The sequence below is a fragment of the Maribacter arcticus genome (assembly GCF_900167935.1).
GTDB lineage: Bacteria > Bacteroidota > Bacteroidia > Flavobacteriales > Flavobacteriaceae > Maribacter > Maribacter arcticus.
The window spans coordinates 249142-267117 of record NZ_FUYL01000006.1 but is presented as its reverse complement, the minus strand read 5'-3'; the positions used below and the strand labels follow the sequence as shown (position 1 = coordinate 267117).

Annotated in this window: 15 protein-coding genes; 2 read left to right on the top strand and 13 right to left on the bottom strand. The window is 38.3% G+C overall.

Features of this window, described 5'->3' with window-relative positions; genetic code table 11:
- Window positions 1–16: 16 nt before the first annotated feature.
- The 13 genes from B5X55_RS11395 to ppsA all read right to left on the bottom strand — a co-directional run bounded on the left by B5X55_RS11395 (window position 17) and on the right by ppsA (window position 15936).
- Entirely contained in the window at window positions 17–598 is a 582-nt protein-coding gene (locus tag B5X55_RS11395) for a DUF502 domain-containing protein (protein ID WP_159447538.1), read from the bottom strand.
- Complete coding sequence (locus B5X55_RS11390; RefSeq protein ID WP_079512747.1) at window positions 595–3189, bottom strand: cation-translocating P-type ATPase; 2595 nt, start codon at window positions 3187–3189, stop codon at window positions 595–597. The genes B5X55_RS11395 and B5X55_RS11390 overlap by 4 nt, the downstream gene beginning before the upstream one ends.
- The gene (locus B5X55_RS11385) at window positions 3189–4196 is read right to left on the bottom strand and encodes a sodium:calcium antiporter (protein WP_079512746.1); all 1008 of its coding nucleotides are present in this window, start codon (window positions 4194–4196) and stop codon (window positions 3189–3191) included. The genes B5X55_RS11390 and B5X55_RS11385 overlap by 1 nt, the downstream gene beginning before the upstream one ends.
- On the bottom strand, window positions 4189–5382 hold the full coding sequence (locus tag B5X55_RS11380; RefSeq protein WP_079512745.1) for a phospholipase D-like domain-containing protein: 1194 nt from the start codon (window positions 5380–5382) through the stop codon (window positions 4189–4191). Before B5X55_RS11380 ends, B5X55_RS11385 begins: the two co-directional genes overlap by 8 nt.
- A 67-nt stretch (window positions 5383–5449) precedes the next feature.
- Window positions 5450–6244, bottom strand: coding sequence for a TerC family protein (locus B5X55_RS11375; RefSeq protein ID WP_079512744.1), 795 nt, complete (start codon window positions 6242–6244; stop codon window positions 5450–5452).
- Between the two features lie 11 nt (window positions 6245–6255).
- Window positions 6256–7362 (bottom strand): site-2 protease family protein, encoded by a 1107-nt coding sequence (locus B5X55_RS11370; RefSeq protein WP_079512743.1) that lies wholly within the window; start codon window positions 7360–7362, stop codon window positions 6256–6258.
- Window positions 7363–7438: 76 nt separating this feature from the next.
- Entirely contained in the window at window positions 7439–7819 is a 381-nt protein-coding gene (locus B5X55_RS11365; RefSeq protein WP_079512742.1) for a DUF2784 family protein, read from the bottom strand.
- 68 nt (window positions 7820–7887) lie between these two features.
- Entirely contained in the window at window positions 7888–9300 is a 1413-nt protein-coding gene (locus tag B5X55_RS11360) for an L-lactate permease (protein ID WP_079512741.1), read from the bottom strand.
- Window positions 9301–9307: 7 nt separating this feature from the next.
- Window positions 9308–10294 carry a 2-hydroxyacid dehydrogenase gene (locus tag B5X55_RS11355; RefSeq protein WP_079512740.1) on the bottom strand — a complete coding sequence of 329 codons (987 nt, stop codon included), beginning with the start codon at window positions 10292–10294 and terminating at the stop codon, window positions 9308–9310.
- A gap of 9 nt (window positions 10295–10303) precedes the next feature.
- Entirely contained in the window at window positions 10304–10759 is a 456-nt protein-coding gene (locus B5X55_RS11350) for a pyridoxamine 5'-phosphate oxidase family protein (protein WP_079512739.1), read from the bottom strand.
- 39 nt (window positions 10760–10798) lie between these two features.
- Complete coding sequence (gene nhaA, locus B5X55_RS11345; protein WP_079512738.1) at window positions 10799–12121, bottom strand: Na+/H+ antiporter NhaA; 1323 nt, start codon at window positions 12119–12121, stop codon at window positions 10799–10801.
- Between the two features lie 186 nt (window positions 12122–12307).
- Window positions 12308–13525 carry an NAD(P)/FAD-dependent oxidoreductase gene (locus B5X55_RS11340; RefSeq protein ID WP_079512737.1) on the bottom strand — a complete coding sequence of 406 codons (1218 nt, stop codon included), beginning with the start codon at window positions 13523–13525 and terminating at the stop codon, window positions 12308–12310.
- On the bottom strand, window positions 13522–15936 hold the full coding sequence (ppsA, locus tag B5X55_RS11335) for a phosphoenolpyruvate synthase (protein ID WP_079512736.1): 2415 nt from the start codon (window positions 15934–15936) through the stop codon (window positions 13522–13524). Before ppsA ends, B5X55_RS11340 begins: the two co-directional genes overlap by 4 nt.
- A gap of 327 nt (window positions 15937–16263) precedes the next feature.
- On the opposite strand from ppsA, the gene B5X55_RS11330 reads away from it, so the two are divergent.
- A complete protein-coding gene (locus B5X55_RS11330) occupies window positions 16264–17109 on the top strand; it encodes a universal stress protein (RefSeq protein ID WP_079512735.1) in 846 nt (281 codons plus the stop codon).
- Window positions 17110–17126: 17 nt separating this feature from the next.
- Window positions 17127–17975, top strand: a complete 849-nt coding sequence (locus B5X55_RS11325) for a universal stress protein (RefSeq protein WP_079512734.1) — start codon at window positions 17127–17129, stop codon at window positions 17973–17975.
- The last annotated feature ends 1 nt before the right edge of the window (window position 17976 follow it).

The following is a 17976-nucleotide window of genomic DNA, read 5'->3' as shown; positions in this document are numbered from 1 at the left end:
ATTTGAACTGAAGGAACTATTCAACTTTCTTTTCCCACCCAGTCAATCCTGCAGAAATAATAAACTTCATGACTTCGCTGGAAGGTATATTCAATGGTTTGATGTTGACCTTTGGCACAATAAACAATTCGCCTGAAAAGTTGTACGAGTGTGGAAAATAGACAGCCACCTTATCTCTCTCTTCAAGAAGTTCCAGATTTTCCTCGGTAATGAAACCTAATTTTTCTAAATCAGAATTCAGGTTTACCTTAACCAAAACCGGTTGATTAAATTTTTTTTCCTTTCCAACAAATGCAGAAAACAAATCATTAAATGCGGAAAAAATAAACCCTAATAAGGGTATTCTATCGATTGTTTTTTTTAAAATAAGACCCAACGGGCGTGCGATAATCGTTCTTCCTAAAAAGCCCACTAAAATCAAGAATAACACCAAGGTCAATATACCCAATCCGGGTATATTGAAATCAAAAAACTGATCCAGTAATTTTTGTAATGATTGGTCTATCAAATCAAAAACGGCATAAATGATATAAAGGGTTATGCCTATTGGGGCGATGTACAAAATTCCTTGTAAAAGATAATTTAATAGTTTTTTCATTGTTGAACGGTTTTTCTTTTCGACTTGATTCTTTTTATCCATTTTTCCAATTCCACAGCCCAAAAAACAACAACTGATGCTGCCAATGTTATTCCAAGTTCAGACAAGGAAAGTGGTTGTGTTTTGAAAATATCGTTAAAGAAGGGCACATAAATAATCATAAACTGTAACGCAAAGGTTATCAATAAGGCAACCAGCATTGGTTTATTGGAAAATACCCCAATCTTAAAAAGAGATTCCCTATCCGAACGAATGGCCATCACATGCCCCATTTGACTAAAACACAACACGGTAAAAGCCATCGTCTGCCAATTGGCGTGTTCATGGTGTATTGCCCATGCTTGCATGCCAAGTGTTACTGAACCCATAAAAAAACCGACCCACAGAATATGGATTGCCATTCCATTGGCAAAAATGCTCTGTTTTGGACTTCTTGGAGGGCGTTTCATAATCCCAGATTCAGATGGCTCAGAGGCTAACGCAAGTCCTGGTAAACCATCAGTTACCAGGTTTATCCATAAAATATGTATTGCCAATAGCGGAATAGGCAATCCAAAAAATGGGGCAAGTAGAATGGCCCATAATTCGCTTGAATTGCCCGTCATTATATATTTAATGAACTTCAATATATTATCAAATATCTTCCTGCCATGTTTTACCGCCACGACTATTGTGGCAAAATTATCATCCAATAGGATCATATGCGAGGCTTCTTTTGTAACCTCTGTTCCACTAATTCCCATAGCAACTCCAATATCCGCATTTTTAAGTGCAGGAGCATCATTGACACCATCCCCTGTCATCGCAACGAATTGATCTTTATCCTGCAATGCTTTAACAATTTTTAATTTTTGCTCTGGGTTTACTCTTGCATATACTCGGACTTTTTCAACGATTTTTTCAAAATCATCGTCACTTAGTTTAGCCAATTCGGTTCCGTTTAATACTATGTCTTCCGCAGAAGAAATTATTCCTAGCTGTTTTGCAATAGCTTGTGCTGTAAGCTTATGATCACCGGTAATCATAACGGGTATAATACCTGCATCTTTACATTCTTTTACTGCTTGCTTAGCTTCCTCACGTGGAGGGTCTATCATACCGACAAAACCAATGAGTGTAAGGTCTTTTTCTATTTCATTAGCATTTAAAATTTTTGGTAGTTTAGGTAGTAACCTAATGGCATAGCCTAAGACACGATATCCTCTTTCTGCCATTTTATCGGCTTTGTGTTCAAAATCGGAGATATGAGAATTTTGATTTTCAACAAGTTTGCCCAATAGCACATCTACTGCTCCTTTAGTAATTGCAAGTATTCCTTTATCTGTTTTATGAAAGGTGGTCATGCACTTTCTGGAAGAATCAAAAGGCAGTTCCGCAATTCTTGGAGCTGTTTTTTCCAACCATGTTCTTTCAACATCCTTATCATACGCATATTGTACCAATGCCACCTCTGTTGAATCGCCAAGCCATTTACCGTCTTCGTTTTTCGAAACATCATTATTCAAGGCCATTGCGTTTAGTAGCGTATTTCCATTTGCGAAAACAGAAAGGGATTCCGCGTCTTTTGTTTCAAAAACCTCCTGAACCGTCATTTTATTCAAAGTGAGGGTACCCGTCTTATCCGAACAGATATAAGTAACCGAACCCAGGGTTTCGACCGCCGGAAGCTTTCTAATAAGGGCATTGCTTTTTGCCAATCGCTTTGCCCCAAGAGCTAGTGTTATAGTTACAAGTGCTGGCATTGCCTCCGGTATTGCTGCAACAGCAAGCGAAATGGATAGTATAAGCATATTTAAAATGCTCTCGCCTCGTAGCCAGCCAATAGTAAAGATTACTAAACACAGAATAAGTATAACGACAGAGAGCTTTTTACCGAAAGCGTCCAATCTTTTTTGCAATGGGGTTACTATTTCATCGGTCTGAATCATTTTTGCAATACGACCCAATTCGGTTTTCATACCAGTAGCCACTACGTATGCAAGTGCTCTTCCGTTGGTAATAGAAGTTCCTTTAAAGCCCATATTAATACGGTCGCCCAATGGGTATTCCCCTTCAGGCAGTTCATCTGGGTTCTTTTCCACATTATGGGATTCCCCAGTAAGGGCAGATTCATCGACTTTTACCTGATGTGTTTCGTAAAATCGGACATCGGCAGGAATAATATTTCCAGCCTCAAGCGCAACGACATCCCCAGGCACCAAATCGGCAGTAGGGATATCAATTAATTTTCCATTACGCAAAATACGTGCTTGACTGGCTACCATCCCTTTTAAAGCTTCCATTGCTTTTTCCGCTCGGTATTCTTGTACGAATCCGACGATGGCATTTAAAATGATAATGACCAGAATGATTATTGTATCTGTTAGATCCCCAATAACTCCAGAAATAACAGCTGCTACAATAAGAATCACAATCATAAAATCCGTTAATTGATGCAATACCATCTGCAAAACGGTCTTCTTTTTCGTATCCTCAATTACATTTTTTCCGTTTTCGACGAGACGCTGGGAAACTGTTATGCTATCAAGACCTGAGGGGCTTGTATTTAGCAGCTGTGAAATTTCGGTAAGGGGTAGTAAATGCCAATTCATTAGATTGCGATATTTGTTTTATGATACAATAGGAACATCATGAGTACGAATACGATCAATATTAATGCCGTATCCAATGCCAGTTTCCATTTCTTCTCTGCCCTATAAACGATGCCGGTAATACCAATAGCGGTTATAATTATAGTTCCTAGTACAGGAATGATATGATTGGGACTTGTATCCAATAATAAAGGTCCCTTTGTGTATAAAATATCGTCCAATGCCAGTATGCCGATATTAAAAATATTACTCCCAAAAATATTACCGATAGCAAGGTCTATAGTACCGATACGGATTGCAGTTACGGAAACCACTATTTCGGGCAAGGACGTAGAGGCCGCAATGAAGAGCGTACCAAAAAAGCTTTGACCCAGTCCGCTAGCTACAGCAAGATGTTCCCCAAAATAAGGGAGAGCTAAGGCAGCCCCCATCACAATGAGGGCATTGATGACATACTTCGTAATCACCTGTTTTAAAGTGAGTTCCCCTTCGCTTGGGAAAATATGTTGAATATGCTGCTTCTTTTCGTATAAGTAAAGCACCCGTATTGCAACTAGATAAATCGAGATAAAGACTATACTAGATCCGCCAACCCATGCAATACTTCCGAAAACACCGGGCATCAAAATAGCGACAGCCACCACACTCAACATCATAATACCAAAGGATGCGGAAATGATATGGCCTGGCTGCACGTCCGATGTAAGGGGCTTTTTTTTGTTGTAGAACATATCCATAATTGAAATAATCAGGATGTTAAAAGCACAACTACCCACAATATCCCCTACAGCTAAATTCGGAGCATCGACCAAGACTACAGAACTAAAGCCGGTCATCAATTCGGGCATTGATGTAACCGATGCCATCAGTACAAGGCCCATGAACATTTTGCCCCAACCTAGCATATCTGCCATCATATCTCCATATTTGGATAGTTTGGAACCACTAATTAAAATGACCCCCGCACACAATGCGAATCCGGCAATATCAAAAACTATACTATTCATTTTGAAAGCGTTTAAAAAATCGTTTATACGGAACGTAGGTCGTAATTCTAAAAAGGATCCTAACTATGCGATAAGCGAACCAGTTCAATATCGTAGTAAAAAAACCTCCCCTAGCCTTAAGGGTATCATAAGTTATCTTTTCACATTGAGCAATTACCCCATTTAAGCTTGTGGCTATAGTTTTGGAAAATTCTTTTGAGATTATCTCTAAATTCAGTTCAATACTTCCGTATGAACTTAGATGGTTTAGGTTAAAGGAGCCAACAGTCGCCCATGTATGGTCTACGGTTGCTACTTTACCATGTAAAACGGAATTCTTCCATTCATACAGTTCAATATTGCATTTAAGAAGTGAAGTATATAAATGGTTTGTTGCCCGTCTTGCCAACGGCACATCTGAAACCCCTGACAGAATCAATTTCACTTTCACTCCTTTCAGGGACACCTCCTTTAAGGCTTTAGAAAGTCTTCGCCCTGGAAAGAAATAACTGCCCAGTATCGTTATTTCCTCCTTGGCATTTTGAATAGCATTGGTATAGGCATCATAAATCTCGTTTTTTCGATGCAGCCAGTCGTTTTGAATGATATGGGCCGAAACACCTTTTGCTAAGTGGAAAGTATTCTTTGTTGTGACAATACTTTTACGGTTATTTTTTAAATAAATCATTTTACACAACTCCTGAAGATAAGACGCTGCATTAGCGCTTTCAATTTGAACTGCATAATCCAACCAAGGTTCCATCGTTTTAGTTCCCCGATACTTATCAGCAATATTTATACCTCCAACAAGTGCAGTTTCGCCATCAGCTACCACAATCTTATGGTGTAATCTGCGCCCTAAATAGATACTATTCATTGAGAAAAAAGGAGCAAAAAACCGGACATTGATTCCATTGGCAACCAAGTCATTTATAAAATAGTCTGATAAGGAAGCCGAACCGTAACCATCAAACAATACATAGACCTTTACATTTCTTAAGACAGCCTTTTTCAAAGCTAAGGCAACCTCTTTTCCCGCGACATCGTTTTCAAAAATGTAGGTTTGCAAGTGCAATTCTGACTTGGTATTAGAAATAATACACAATAGACGGTCAAAGAAATCTTCTCCACTATTTACCAGCTCAATCCTTTCGGAAAAGCTATTGCCGGTATCAGCCCTTGTTTTATGTCCTTGCTCTCTTAGCATAATCTAGTATATCGTACTTCTATATTTTTAAATTTTATTACCCAAAATACCCTTCTTACTCATTTGGCTATTCGCCTTCTTCAGAAATCTCCTCTATATCAATATTTTTTCTAAAACGCATATTCAAAAACTCAATGGCTAATGAAAATACGATCGCGAAATACAAATACCCTTTAGGTATTGCGCCAACATGCTGCTGAAACACTTCGGTATTTGACAAATGCGCTCCTTCGGTAATCAACATAAAACCAATTAAAATCAAAAAAGAGAGTGCCAACATTTGTATTGCGGGATGTTTATTCACAAAATTGCTGACCGGATTTGCAAAAACCATCATAATGATTATCGAAACGACCACGGCTATAATCATAATTGGTAATGCACCTTCAAGCCCGCTAGTCATACCCACCGCTGTTAAAACTGAATCAAAGGAAAAAACCATATCAATTATAACGATTTGCACAATAACTTTAACAAATGAAGCGGCCACCGCCTTAGCTTTACTATGCGAAATATTCTCCACCTTTTGATGAATTTCACTAGTACTCTTATAAATAAGAAAAATACCCCCTAAGAACAACACCATGCCTTGCCCTGTAATATCGGTTTTAAACCATGAATAATCGAAACTGAAAAATGCATCTTTCATTGCAATTAAATAGGAGACTCCAAACAACAGCAATACCCTAAAAAACATGGCCAATAATAGCCCTAATCTTATTGCCTTTTTTTGGCTGTCCTCAGGTAATTTACCTGCAGTAATAGAGATGAATATAACATTATCGATACCTAAAATAATTTCTAAAAACGTTAGGGTTACTAGGGCTACCCAAGTATCCGCCTGTGAGAATAATTCTACCATTTCTTTATTATTTAATTGTTAATCGGTTTCGCCATATTTTTTTCCTTGGCATTTTTAACCATTATAAATTCTAAGATGTTCTCCATATCCAAGGCACCAACAACAAGTTCATTTTTCACTACAGGTATTAAGCTAGTTTTTTGCTGCTGCATTTGCTCAAAGGCTTCTTCTAATGGGGAATCGATTTCGAGAAAAACAAAATCTTTGTTCATAACATTACCAACCATTTCATTTTCTCCTTTAGTTGACAGACCCTTGATGATTTCATCGCGACTTAAAGTGCCTACTGGTAAATTGTTTTCGGTTACCAAAAAGTTTTTACTCTGACCATTTAAAAGATACGCAATAGCTGTTTTTATAGGTTCGCCAGAATCAATAGATTGATACTGCTGCATCAACACATCTTGAACCGTATAACCGGCAAGTATTGCTTTTGATTCGGTAAATTGAACTTCGGCCTGTGCGCCAAGAAGAATAAAGAGACCAATAAAAATTAGAAATGGATTGACGTAAAACCCTATGAAAACAAAACCTATTGCCAACAACTGCCCTATTCTTGCGGCAATTTTGGTCGCTTTGCTTCTCTCAAAACGCATTGCCAATAATGCCCTAAGAATTCGACCCCCATCCATAGGGAAAGCTGGAATAAGATTAAATAAGGCTAGCCAAATATTTACCGTATAGAAGAGAAGAAAGAAATTACTGGCCGTTATTCCTTCAGAGACCAGAGCGGTTAATTCATTGGCTTCGGGAAATGTAATAAACATGCTGGTTATGAGGGCCAACGCAACATTAACTAAAGGCCCTGCAATGGCAACAACTAATTCCTCTTTTGGTTTTTCAGGAATTTTTTCCAACCGGGCTACCCCACCTATGGGCAGAATAGTAATGTCTTTGGTCTTTACATTATACTTTTTGGCCGCAAGCGCATGCCCTAGTTCATGTAAAAAAACGGTGCCAAAAATACTGAGTATAAAAAGCAAGGACCATAGAATTTGTTCCATACTTTGTCCAGCCCTGTAATTACTTACAATAATATAAGCAATGAGTATCGAAAATGTCCAATGGACAAATACTGCGATTCCCGCTATACTTCCAAGTTTAAATGATCCCTTCATATCTAGTGTTTTTCAAAAAGCATAGTCGTTTGTAATGTAGTTTAAAGTTTGCCAATTCAAGTGAATGTGTAAAAAACTATTTGCTTTTCCATTTTTTAATATTTAAATAACTACTTATTACAACAACCAAAAAGAGTACAGTTGCTGTAATTGTATCCACCAAATTAATTGGGAAATCAATCCCTGTAATTTTAAGAACAAGAAAGTGTATATAGGATGAGCTTGTGTTTTGATAACCCAATAACTCCCTGACATACCAATGCCAATCTACACAAATAAAGTATCCCCAACCGTACCAAAACCCAAGCACCAACCATGAAAATACCGTCAGCAACAACGTAATCAGATTTGCCAAACGCCAAGCCGGTACAAGCCATCCGAATACATTAAAAAGTATAAGGGCTGTATGAAACGCAAAAAACAAAACGTCTATAATTTCTAAAATCGCTGTCGACATTTTAATTTCTTCTTGAATTTATTCTATTAGTTTTAATCACATTATTTCATTCTTGTTAGATTTCTGATCTATCTATATCTCACTAGTAAAACTGCAATTAGCATTGATAAAGTCATATAGAGCGATACTGTAATTAAATTATAAGATACTATTTTTTCTTCCCTCACAGGTTGCTGAATAACCGACTTGACCATGATGATGTTCTGTAATGATATGGCATTGCCAACAGCACTTCCTGTATGCAGCAATGCTAAAAGTAATGGCGTGGAGAGGGTCATTGAAGCGAATGTCTGTATACTATTGCCCAATAATAAATTACTCATTGTGGCACTCCCTGTAACAAAACTGCCCCCCACCCCTGCTAGTGCAATTAATGGGATGGATAACTTTGGGTTATCAGTTAATAGCCCTTGCATCAATCCGTTCAATTCAGGATTTATCAATTGGACAAAACAGACTAACAACAGAATTGTGGTTATTGGTTTGTATATGCGTGAAATTGTCCTTTTTGTTTCTGTCAAAATATGAAGGCTTAGACTTTTATAATTTTTGATAATCAAATAAACCAAGCCAGCAAAAACGAAAACTAATCCAGGTTGATATAAAGGAATTTCCTTCAAATCTCCATTCCATTTAAAAGTATAACCGGACATTAAAAATTTCGCTGTTAAAAGTAGCCCTACGAAAAGTAGGTACGGATAGAAACTGTTCCACCAAAATGACAGTTTTGGCGTTTCTTTTTTTGGGATAAAAATGGAAACAAATAAAATTAGACCTATAAAACCGGCTATTGCCGAAGGATATTCTACAGTAAACAATCCTGTTATAAAATAGGGTACGACAAAACAAACACCAGCACCTAAGAGCTTTTTTCTTTCTTTGGGCCAATTAATCTTTACCTGCTCTGTTTTACTATACAAAAATGCCAGAACAAAAGGCATCATAAGGGCGGGCAAGCTATTTAGCAGCAGGGTATATAGAACCATATCGCCCGATGAAAAAATACCAAGGCCTATTTTCAAAGGCGTGCCCAGGGCGCCAAAAGCGACAGCCGTGGTATTGGCCGCCAAAGGTAGAATTATACTTGTAATCGGTTTAAAACCTAGAGCTAGCATAAGAGGGGCAATGAGCATAGCGGGGATGCCAAAGCCCGCGATACCCTCCATAAAACTGCCCATAAACCAGCACAGAATAATAACAACAGATAGTTTGGATGAAAAAGAATTTAGAAAAACATCGAATTCCTTAAAATGCCGATGTGCCGATAATAGGTTATAAAACAAGTAGGCCCCGAAAATCAACAGACCCAATTCAGCTGTAATAATTAGACCATTCGCAATGGGAACATATAGGCCAGCGGGATATGTCTTACCCAAAATAACCAATCCTAGGGCAAATAAAGCACCCAACCATAGTCTCTTGAGAAGAAAAACCCCTACAAGTAAACCTATAAATGCGATAATCAATATCAAATGCTCCATTTAAATGTTATAATTCATTTTCTGAAATCTCGTTCCTTTCCCAAGCATCTAGATTGGCAATAGTAGTGGAGGCGATACCTTTCAAGGCCTCATTGGTCAAAAATGCCTGATGTCCCGTTATCAATACATTCGGGTACGAGCGAAGTTTTTCAAAGAGCCTATCCTCCAGTGCCTTTCCCGAATGGTCATAGAAAAAAATGGGTTTTTCATATTCGTATACGTCTAAGCCCGCGAAGGCAATAATTCCATTATCCAAGGCATCTATTAAATCATTGGTATTGACTACTCCGCCTCTTGCAGTATTAATGAACATGACCCCTTTTTTCATTTTGGAAAAAATTTCTTTGTTAAACATATGTTTTGTGCAAACATTGAGAGGGCAGTTAACCGAGATAACATCCGATTGTTCGCACAACCTTTCCAAAGAGGTGTAGGAAATGTTGGTGTCCTCAATAAGTTCTTGGTCTTGCTCAATATCATACCCTAATAATTTACAACCAAAGCCATGCATGATTCTTGTATAAGCACCGCCTATCTTCCCCGTGCCCACTATTCCTACCGTTTTTCCGTGTAAATCGAAACCTACAAGCTGATCCAAAATAAAATTATTTTGATTCATTAATTCTTGACCTAAAATGAGTTTTCGGTTCAATGCCAGCATCAAAGCGACCGCATGTTCTGCAATGGCATAGGGCGAATACGAAGGAACGTAAGCTACTTTCATTCCCAATTCTTTGGCTTTGGCAAGATCAACATGGTCAAAGCCTGCCGACCTAAGTGCCAAATACTTAATTCCGTGAGCGGCTTGTTTTTCCAATGCTTGTGCCGTCCCTCTATCTGATGTAAAAAGTACTACGGCTTCATATCCCTTGGCCAGATCTGCCGTGTTTTCATTTAAAGGTTCTTTTGTAAAGGCCAATTCATGTTTATCGTTTGCAGCCATCTCCAAAAAAGGTTTGTCAAAACCATGAATACTATAAACCAATGTCCTCATAATTTCAATTTAAGATTCCCTTTGCTTTCCTGTTATTTCAAGTATCTTAATACGGAAAACAACGGGAATTTTATCAGAAGATATCCGCGCTGAAAATTCCTTAAGCGATTGTGGCCTATGACCTTCTTTTTTTGTGATAATGGTTTTCACACCTTCGGCAAATTGATGCAACTGCTGTTTGGCATCGATTCCCTGAACTTCTTCAAATGTGCCGTGCGCCAAAACTGATTTCCAGTTCCCCACCGAATTGATTTCATCCACTTCTAATGAAACCGCATTGTTTTTACGCATTGCGCTCAATTTTAAACCTTCGCCCGAATAACTTATTATGGCATTCTGGACCTTATTATAGTAATACGTGATTGGCATCATATAGGGCCTTGCTTGTGATATAAATGCCAGATGGCCTATATAGTTGCTCATTAGAACCCCTTCTATTTCCTCTTTTTCCAAGTTTTTTCTCATATCCTAATTTTTAAACTTTTTAACTGAATTCCCCATTTTCTACTTTGATTCATATGCTGGTAATGTTCTGTACAATATGAAATAGCCTATTATGCCAGCACCTAAAGAGGTAAACAATATGCTTATTTTGGCATTACTAATCATTGTAGTGTCTGAAAAGGCGAGCCCCATAATAAACAAGGCCATCGTAAAGCCTATTCCGGCCAAAAGACCAACTCCCAATATATGCACCCATTTAATGTTTGTGGGCAGCATGGCAATCTTCAATTTATATGCTATCCAAGAAAATAATAGAATGCCTACTGGTTTTCCTAAAACCAATCCTATTGAAATTCCCAATCCGGTAGGGCTTAACATCGCGGATACGATGCTATCACCAAGCAAAACTCCCGCGTTGCTCAAAGCAAAAATTGGCATGATTAGAAAGACAACCCAAGGATGGAACGCCTTTTCCAAAGCCTGAAGCGGAGGTTTATAGTATTCACATTGTGCTTCGATATTCGATACGATGCCTTGTTCCTTATTCGTTAAAAATGGATTAAGTTTTGCAGAAGAATCCCTTATTTCGGCTAGAAGCTTCAATATGTTGTTTTTAAAATCCGACTTATTGATTTTGGTACTTGCAGGGATTGTCAAAGCTGCCAAGACGCCTGCAATTGTAGGATGAATACCTGAAAGTAAAAAGGCCAGCCAAAAACCCAATACCCCTGGTATTGCATACGCAAGTTGATTTCGTACACCCAACCAATTCATGCTTATCATTACCCCGAGAAAGCCCAAACCCCAGATGATATTAGAAAGTACAATCTCTGAGGAATAGAAAAAAGCTATTACCAGAACGGCCACTAAATCATCAACTATGGCAAGTGCTGTCAAAAATATTTTTAATGAAAGAGGAACCCTACTGCCCAACAAGGCTAAAACGCCTAGGGAAAAAGCAATATCGGTCGCCATCGGTATTCCCCAGCCATTAGCAGTTGGCAATCCACTATTGAATAGTAAAAAGATTAATGCAGGTATGGCTGAACCCCCTATGGCGGCGAATATGGGCATTGATGCTTGTTTCCAAGTAGAAAGTTCTCCCGCGATTATCTCACGTTTGAGCTCCAGACCGATAACGAAGAAAAACATGGCCATTAAGCCATCATTGATCCATAAAATCAAAGGTTTTGATATACCAACATCTCCGAAACTAAATGACACGGGTTTTTGCCAAAGCTCAAAATAAACGCTTCCCCATGCTGAATTCGCCCAAATAATTGCAATTATCGTAGTTAAAATCAAAACAATACCAGATGTTGCGGCGTTGTGTGTAAAACGACTAAGAGCGTTCTTATAAGTAAATTTTGATGTTTTAATCATTCTTTTTATGTTCTAGTTCTGCAGATGAAAAAGCATTTAATTAACATAACCACGGGGCAGCACAACCATGCATAAATACATGCTCTGTGCTCCGGATTATTTTTACCGCTTCTTCCTCGTTCGCATAATTCAATTTCATAGGTATTTATACTTATTATGTCATAGAGATACTTTTTTTAGTATCAACTAGTTTCTTCCCTTCAACATTCTATTCCAATAATACCATGGTAGATAAAAATGCTTGAGTAAATACATGGACCATCTTGGTTTAGTTGTATCAAAAAAGAAAGAGGATTTTGGTTTGTATCCATATTCGAATTCAGCCATTAATACATGCTTGTAATCCGTTAGTATAGGACAAGCCGAATACCCATTGTATTTAAATTTACCATTGACCTCTTTTCTCTCCAGTAACCTTTGTACATTATTCACAACCACAGGCACTTGTTTTCTAATTGCGGCCCCTGTTTTTCCGGTTGGCAAACCACATACGTCTCCAAGACCAAAAACATTTGGAAAACTGTTGTGTTGCAGAGTATAATGGTCAACATTCAACCAGCCTTTCAATTTTCCATCCTGTATTGCCAGCTCACTTTCTGTTATGATATCTGGCGCACTCTGTGGCGGTGCAACGTGTAACAAATCAAAACTAATGATCTTTTCTTCCATACCTACTTGTTGGTCTCCTTCGAACATTTTAACCGTAAAGGTGGCTTCCTTTTTTTGGCCATCAACCTTGATTAAATTATGTGAAAAGTGGGTTTTTATCTTTCTATTATCAATGATTTTTTGAAGGGCTTCGGTATACCCTGGCACACTAAATAGTTTCGACCCCCCCGATGCGAAAATCACATTGGTAGTATTTCGGAGACCTTTTTTTCTTAAATAGGCTTCCGTCAAATACATTATTTTTTGGGGTGCCCCACCACATTTTACGGGCGTATTTGGGGACGTAAATAATGCATTGCCCCCTTTAAAGGCCTTTAAGGAAGAAAATGTTTCTTCAGATTCTTGGTAACCATATACGCTACAAACACCATTTTTACCCATGGTCTCTGTTAACCCCTTTACTAGGTGCCAGTTTAATTGAATCCCTGGTGCTACAATCAGATAATCATACACGTATTCTTTGCAATCTTCACCAATAACTATATTTTCTTTAGGTTTAAACCCTAGAATCTTTTGTTGGTTCCAAATAACTCCTTTTGGTATCAGCTTTGAAGTTTCTTTTATTGTTTTTTCTTTTTTATCCGTACCAGCGCCAACGAGTGTATATAATGGTTGGTAATAATGGTATTTAGAAGGTTCAAATAATTCAATATGTACCTTCTTTAATTTTCGTATTAATTGAGCGGCCACCGTTATACCCGCAGTACCGCCTCCTATAATTAATATTTTTGTCATTGTTTGGGTTTTGTGTTTTTTTCCGCTTCCAATATATTTTCAATTCCCTGCACCAATGCATCAGGATTAAAGGAAATGCTGTCAATCCCTTCCTCTACCAAAAACTTTGCAAAGGCCGGAATATCGCTGGGTGCTTGACCGCACAATCCCACTTTGATATTATTCCGTTTCGCGGCACGGATAGTTTCCAGTATTAACCCCTTTACGGCTGGGTTTTCTTCATTGAAGAGATAACTTATTAAGGCAGAATCGCGGTCTAGCCCAAGGGTCAACTGAGTCAAATCATTGGAACCTATCGAGAAACCATCGAAGAGCTTTGCAAACGCATCAGCCATTAGTACGTTACTTGGAATCTCGATCATTACATAAACTTCCAAACCGTTCTCTTTTTGCTTAAGCCCGTTTCGCGCAAGCTCCGCAATAACCTTTTCTCCTTCCTCCACAGTTCTACAAAATGGAATCATCAACTTCACATTGGTCATTCCCATCTCTTCGCGTACCTTTTTCATGGCCATACATTCCAAGGCAAAACCTTTACGGTAAAAATCGCTGTAATACCGTGATGCGCCTCGAAGGCCGAGCATCGGGTTTTCTTCATGTGGTTCAAAATACTTGCCCCCTAATAGATTAGCGTACTCGTTACTTTTAAAATCGCTCATTCGAACAATTACATCCTTAGGGTAAAATGCTGCCGCTACCATGGAGACTGCTTCGGCAAGCTTGTCCACAAAATAGGTCTCTCCATTTTTGTGGTCTTTGGTAAGTTCTTTTATCTCAGCCTTTGTTTTTTCATCCACTACTTTTTCGGGCTCACATAAGGCCAAAGGGTGGATGCGAATACTGTTTGATATCGCAAACTCTAGTCGCAACAGGCCAACACCTTTGTTTGGATAGTTGTTGAGTTCAAAGGCCCTATCAGGGTCCGCAAGAATGAACATAGGTGCGGTAATTGGCATTGGTAATTGACTAAAATCTTCTTCTTTTATTTCCCATTTTAGAACCCCGTCATACACATTGCCTTCTTTACCTTCTGCACAAGAAACCGTAATTTCTTGACCATCTTTTATCACTTGCGTAGCATTGCCACAACCTACCACGGCAACCGTACCTAATTCTCTGGCAACAATGGCGGCATGGCTTGTTCTTCCCCCTTTGTTGGTAATAATGGCTGCTGCTTTTTTGAGCACCGGATCCCAATCGGGATTAGTGATGTCGGTAATCAAGACTTCGCCTTTTTTCAGTTGCCCCCCATCCTCTGGACTAATAATGATTCGGGCTTTGCCCGAAGTAATCTTATCGCCCAAGGCAATTCCCTTAGTAAGGAGCTTTCCAGTCTCTTTCAGGGTAAAGATTTCTCTAATCTGTTTCTTTATCTTTCCGTGAACGGTTTCAGGGCGTGCCTGTACTATGTAAAGTTGATTATTAAGACCATCTTTTGCCCATTCAATATCCATAGCCATCCCATAATGCTGTTCTATCTTGTAGCACCATTGTGCAAGCTGTACAACCTCTTTTTTCGATAAGGAAAATATATTTTGTTTTTCAATAGCCGTTTCCAAATTCGTAATGGTTTTTTCCACAGATGCTCCCTCTTTCTTTTCAGAATACACCATAGTATATTCTTTTTTACCGCAGCTGCTCTTCAAAATTGGATGCAGCTTTTCGTTGGTGAGGGTAGGCTTAAAAACAATCCATTCATCTGGGGTCGATCTTCCTTGTACAATGTTTTCGCCTAAGCCCCATACACTATTAATGATAATTGCATTCTCGAACCCACTATCGGGGTCAATGGTAAATGCAACGCCCGACGCTGCTTTATCACTTCGTACCATTTGTTGTACCCCAACCGAAATGGCGATGTCCATATCAGTAAACCCCATATCATGACGGTACTTAATGGCCCGGTCTGTAAACAAGGAGGCGTAACATCGATGCACAGCATCCAACAATTGTTTTTCCCCACTTATATTTAGAAACGACTCCATTCTTCCAGCAAAGCTGGCCGTGGGGAGGTCTTCGGCGGTTGCGCTGCTACGAACAGCGACATCTAAATTATTGATTTTGCATTGTTCGGAAAGTGAAATATATGCCTTCTTGACGGCTGCATTAACCTCATCAGGGAAGGATGCTCCTAATATCAATGTTCTAGCCTTTTTACCAATCTCACTAAGGTTGGTATACTGATCAGTATCCAGAGCATGCAACAAATCATTTAGCGTTTTTTCTAAATTGTTTTCTGTCCTGAACAAGCGATAAGCTTTAGCAGTAAGTGCAAAACCGTTAGGAATACCTATACCTTTTGGATTCAGTTGATTGTACATTTCACCTAACGAGGCATTCTTGCCGCCAACTCTAGGTACATCTTTATTAGAAATTTGGTCAAAGAAAAGTATGTGTTCCGCTACTGCCATGTTTATTATAATTTAAGGATTAGACCAAATGCTTATTTTGTCTGTTAGTTGGTCCGTTCAAATTAGGATGCAAACTATTCTTAAAGCATGTTATAGGAAATGATATATATCACATCAAAAAAATCTGAGTTAGCTTCAACTTTTAAACAAACCTCATACTTACAGTTTTCTTACCCTTAATCACCTCTTTTTAGATTACCTGTGTCGCTATTTAAGTAATAAGTTGAAGAATCATGCACTAAGAATTCTCCAAATGAGAACTGACCGATATCATGGTTTATGGAAGAGGTACCGATTATTTTTGACCATAATCATTAAATAGCAACGATGAAAAAGGTTTTGATTCCAATAGATTTTTCTGATAACGCATTCAATGCATTAAAATATGCTTGCCAACTGTTTAAATATGAACATAGTGAATTTTTCATCCTACATGCCTTTGCAGACGAAGTTTATTCCCGCCATTCAAATGAAAACAAAAACTCAATTGGGGATATAAAAGAAATAGTTTATCAAAATTCAGAGAAAAAGCTCAAAAAAATATGGGATGAAATCATGGAATATTCTCCCAATCCAAAACATAAATACAAGACACTGTCCGCTTTCGGCACTCTTACCGATGAGGCGAACGATTTGGTCAACCAAGAAAATATAGATATCGTGGTCATGGGCACCAAAGGAAAAACCAATGACCCTAAGATTACATTTGGTAGTAATACCGTGCAATTGCTTAAGTATGTGCTATGTCCTGTTCTGGCTATCCCAGAAAATTTCTTGTATCATCAGCCCAAAAAAATACTTTTCCCTACAGATTATTTGGTACCCTATAAACGAAGGGAACTGAAGTTATTGAACGAAATGTCAGGTTCTTTTATATCCACTATTCATATGCTGTACATAAACCCCAAGGCTACTCTTTCTTTATGGCAGGAAGATAATAAGCAGTTTTTATTGAATGGTCTTACCAAACCAGATTTGGTCTTTGACACCATTCTTGCTGAAGATAAGTCAGTTGCCATAAACCAACTTATTTCAAAAAGTGAGATTGATCTTCTGGTAATGATAAATACAAGGCATTCATACATGGAAAAAGTTCTGTTCCATTCCTCTATAGATGAAATAACCCTGACCATTAAGGTTCCTTTTTTAGTAATGCAAAACAGATTTCGTTAAAACGTAAAGATATAGAAATGAAAAAAATAATACTACCCACCGATTTTTCGGAAAATGCATTTAATGCCATAAGCTATGCCCTAAATCTATTTAAAAAGGAGGAATGCGCGTTTTACTTATTGAATACATTCACACCTTCTACCTACCATGACAAATTGGAGGAGTTTAATCCAGGCCAGACCGATATCAAGGATGCAAGTCAAGAATCTTCCCTGGCACAAATGGCAGAGCTACAAAAACGCATTTCTAAGAAATTTAAAAACCCCAAACACCTTTTTGTACCCCATTGTGCTTTTAACACCTTGGTAGATGAAGTCGAAAGAATAATTGACAAGGAAAATATTGACCTTGTCATTATGGGTACCCAGGGTGCAACCGGGGCAGGCGATATCTTATTCGGAACCAATACCATACATATTTTAAAAAAGGCGGCCTGCCCAATACTAGCGGTTCCCTCCAACTTTACATATAAGTCTCCCAAAAGGATTTTGTTTCCTACAGACTATGGCATTGTGTACCAAAAAGAAAAATTAAAGGAGTTGCTAAATATTGCTAAACAAAAACGTGCCGAAATCGAACTGCTGTATGTTTCAGGGGGATATGAACTAACTGAAGGTCAGTTGGCACGTAAAGCAAATTTAGAAGAAATCCTAAAAGGCATTCCCTGTCAATTTCATATTGACACCGATAACGATATACCGGATGCAATAATTGATTTTACCTTCGATAATAAGATCGATTTATTAGTTATGCTAAGGTTAAAACATTCTTTGATAGGGCGTATTTTTTCCAAATCGCTAATAAAGGAATTAGGTTTCAATCTAACGTTTCCCCTTATGGTCCTTCCATATGATACAAAAAACTGAG

Excerpts from the sequence above, each read along its gene's own strand:
- B5X55_RS11365 (WP_079512742.1), bottom strand. The coding sequence starts at position 7,819 with ATGTCGACAGCGATTTTAGAAATTATAGACGTTTTGTTTTTTGCGTTT.
- B5X55_RS11385 (WP_079512746.1), bottom strand. The coding sequence starts at position 4,196 with ATGAATAGTATAGTTTTTGATATTGCCGGATTCGCATTGTGTGCGGGG.
- B5X55_RS11330 (WP_079512735.1), top strand. The coding sequence starts at position 16,264 with ATGAAAAAGGTTTTGATTCCAATAGATTTTTCTGATAACGCATTCAAT.
- B5X55_RS11375 (WP_079512744.1), bottom strand. The coding sequence starts at position 6,244 with ATGGTAGAATTATTCTCACAGGCGGATACTTGGGTAGCCCTAGTAACC.
- B5X55_RS11360 (WP_079512741.1), bottom strand. The coding sequence starts at position 9,300 with ATGGAGCATTTGATATTGATTATCGCATTTATAGGTTTACTTGTAGGG.
- B5X55_RS11390 (WP_079512747.1), bottom strand. The coding sequence starts at position 3,189 with ATGAATTGGCATTTACTACCCCTTACCGAAATTTCACAGCTGCTAAAT.
- ppsA (WP_079512736.1), bottom strand. The coding sequence starts at position 15,936 with ATGGCAGTAGCGGAACACATACTTTTCTTTGACCAAATTTCTAATAAA.
- B5X55_RS11325 (WP_079512734.1), top strand. The coding sequence starts at position 17,127 with ATGAAAAAAATAATACTACCCACCGATTTTTCGGAAAATGCATTTAAT.
- B5X55_RS11350 (WP_079512739.1), bottom strand. The coding sequence starts at position 10,759 with ATGAGAAAAAACTTGGAAAAAGAGGAAATAGAAGGGGTTCTAATGAGC.
- B5X55_RS11370 (WP_079512743.1), bottom strand. The coding sequence starts at position 7,362 with ATGAAGGGATCATTTAAACTTGGAAGTATAGCGGGAATCGCAGTATTT.
- B5X55_RS11340 (WP_079512737.1), bottom strand. The coding sequence starts at position 13,525 with ATGACAAAAATATTAATTATAGGAGGCGGTACTGCGGGTATAACGGTG.
- B5X55_RS11380 (WP_079512745.1), bottom strand. The coding sequence starts at position 5,382 with ATGCTAAGAGAGCAAGGACATAAAACAAGGGCTGATACCGGCAATAGC.
- B5X55_RS11355 (WP_079512740.1), bottom strand. The coding sequence starts at position 10,294 with ATGAGGACATTGGTTTATAGTATTCATGGTTTTGACAAACCTTTTTTG.
- B5X55_RS11395 (WP_159447538.1), bottom strand. The coding sequence starts at position 598 with ATGAAAAAACTATTAAATTATCTTTTACAAGGAATTTTGTACATCGCC.
- nhaA (WP_079512738.1), bottom strand. The coding sequence starts at position 12,121 with ATGATTAAAACATCAAAATTTACTTATAAGAACGCTCTTAGTCGTTTT.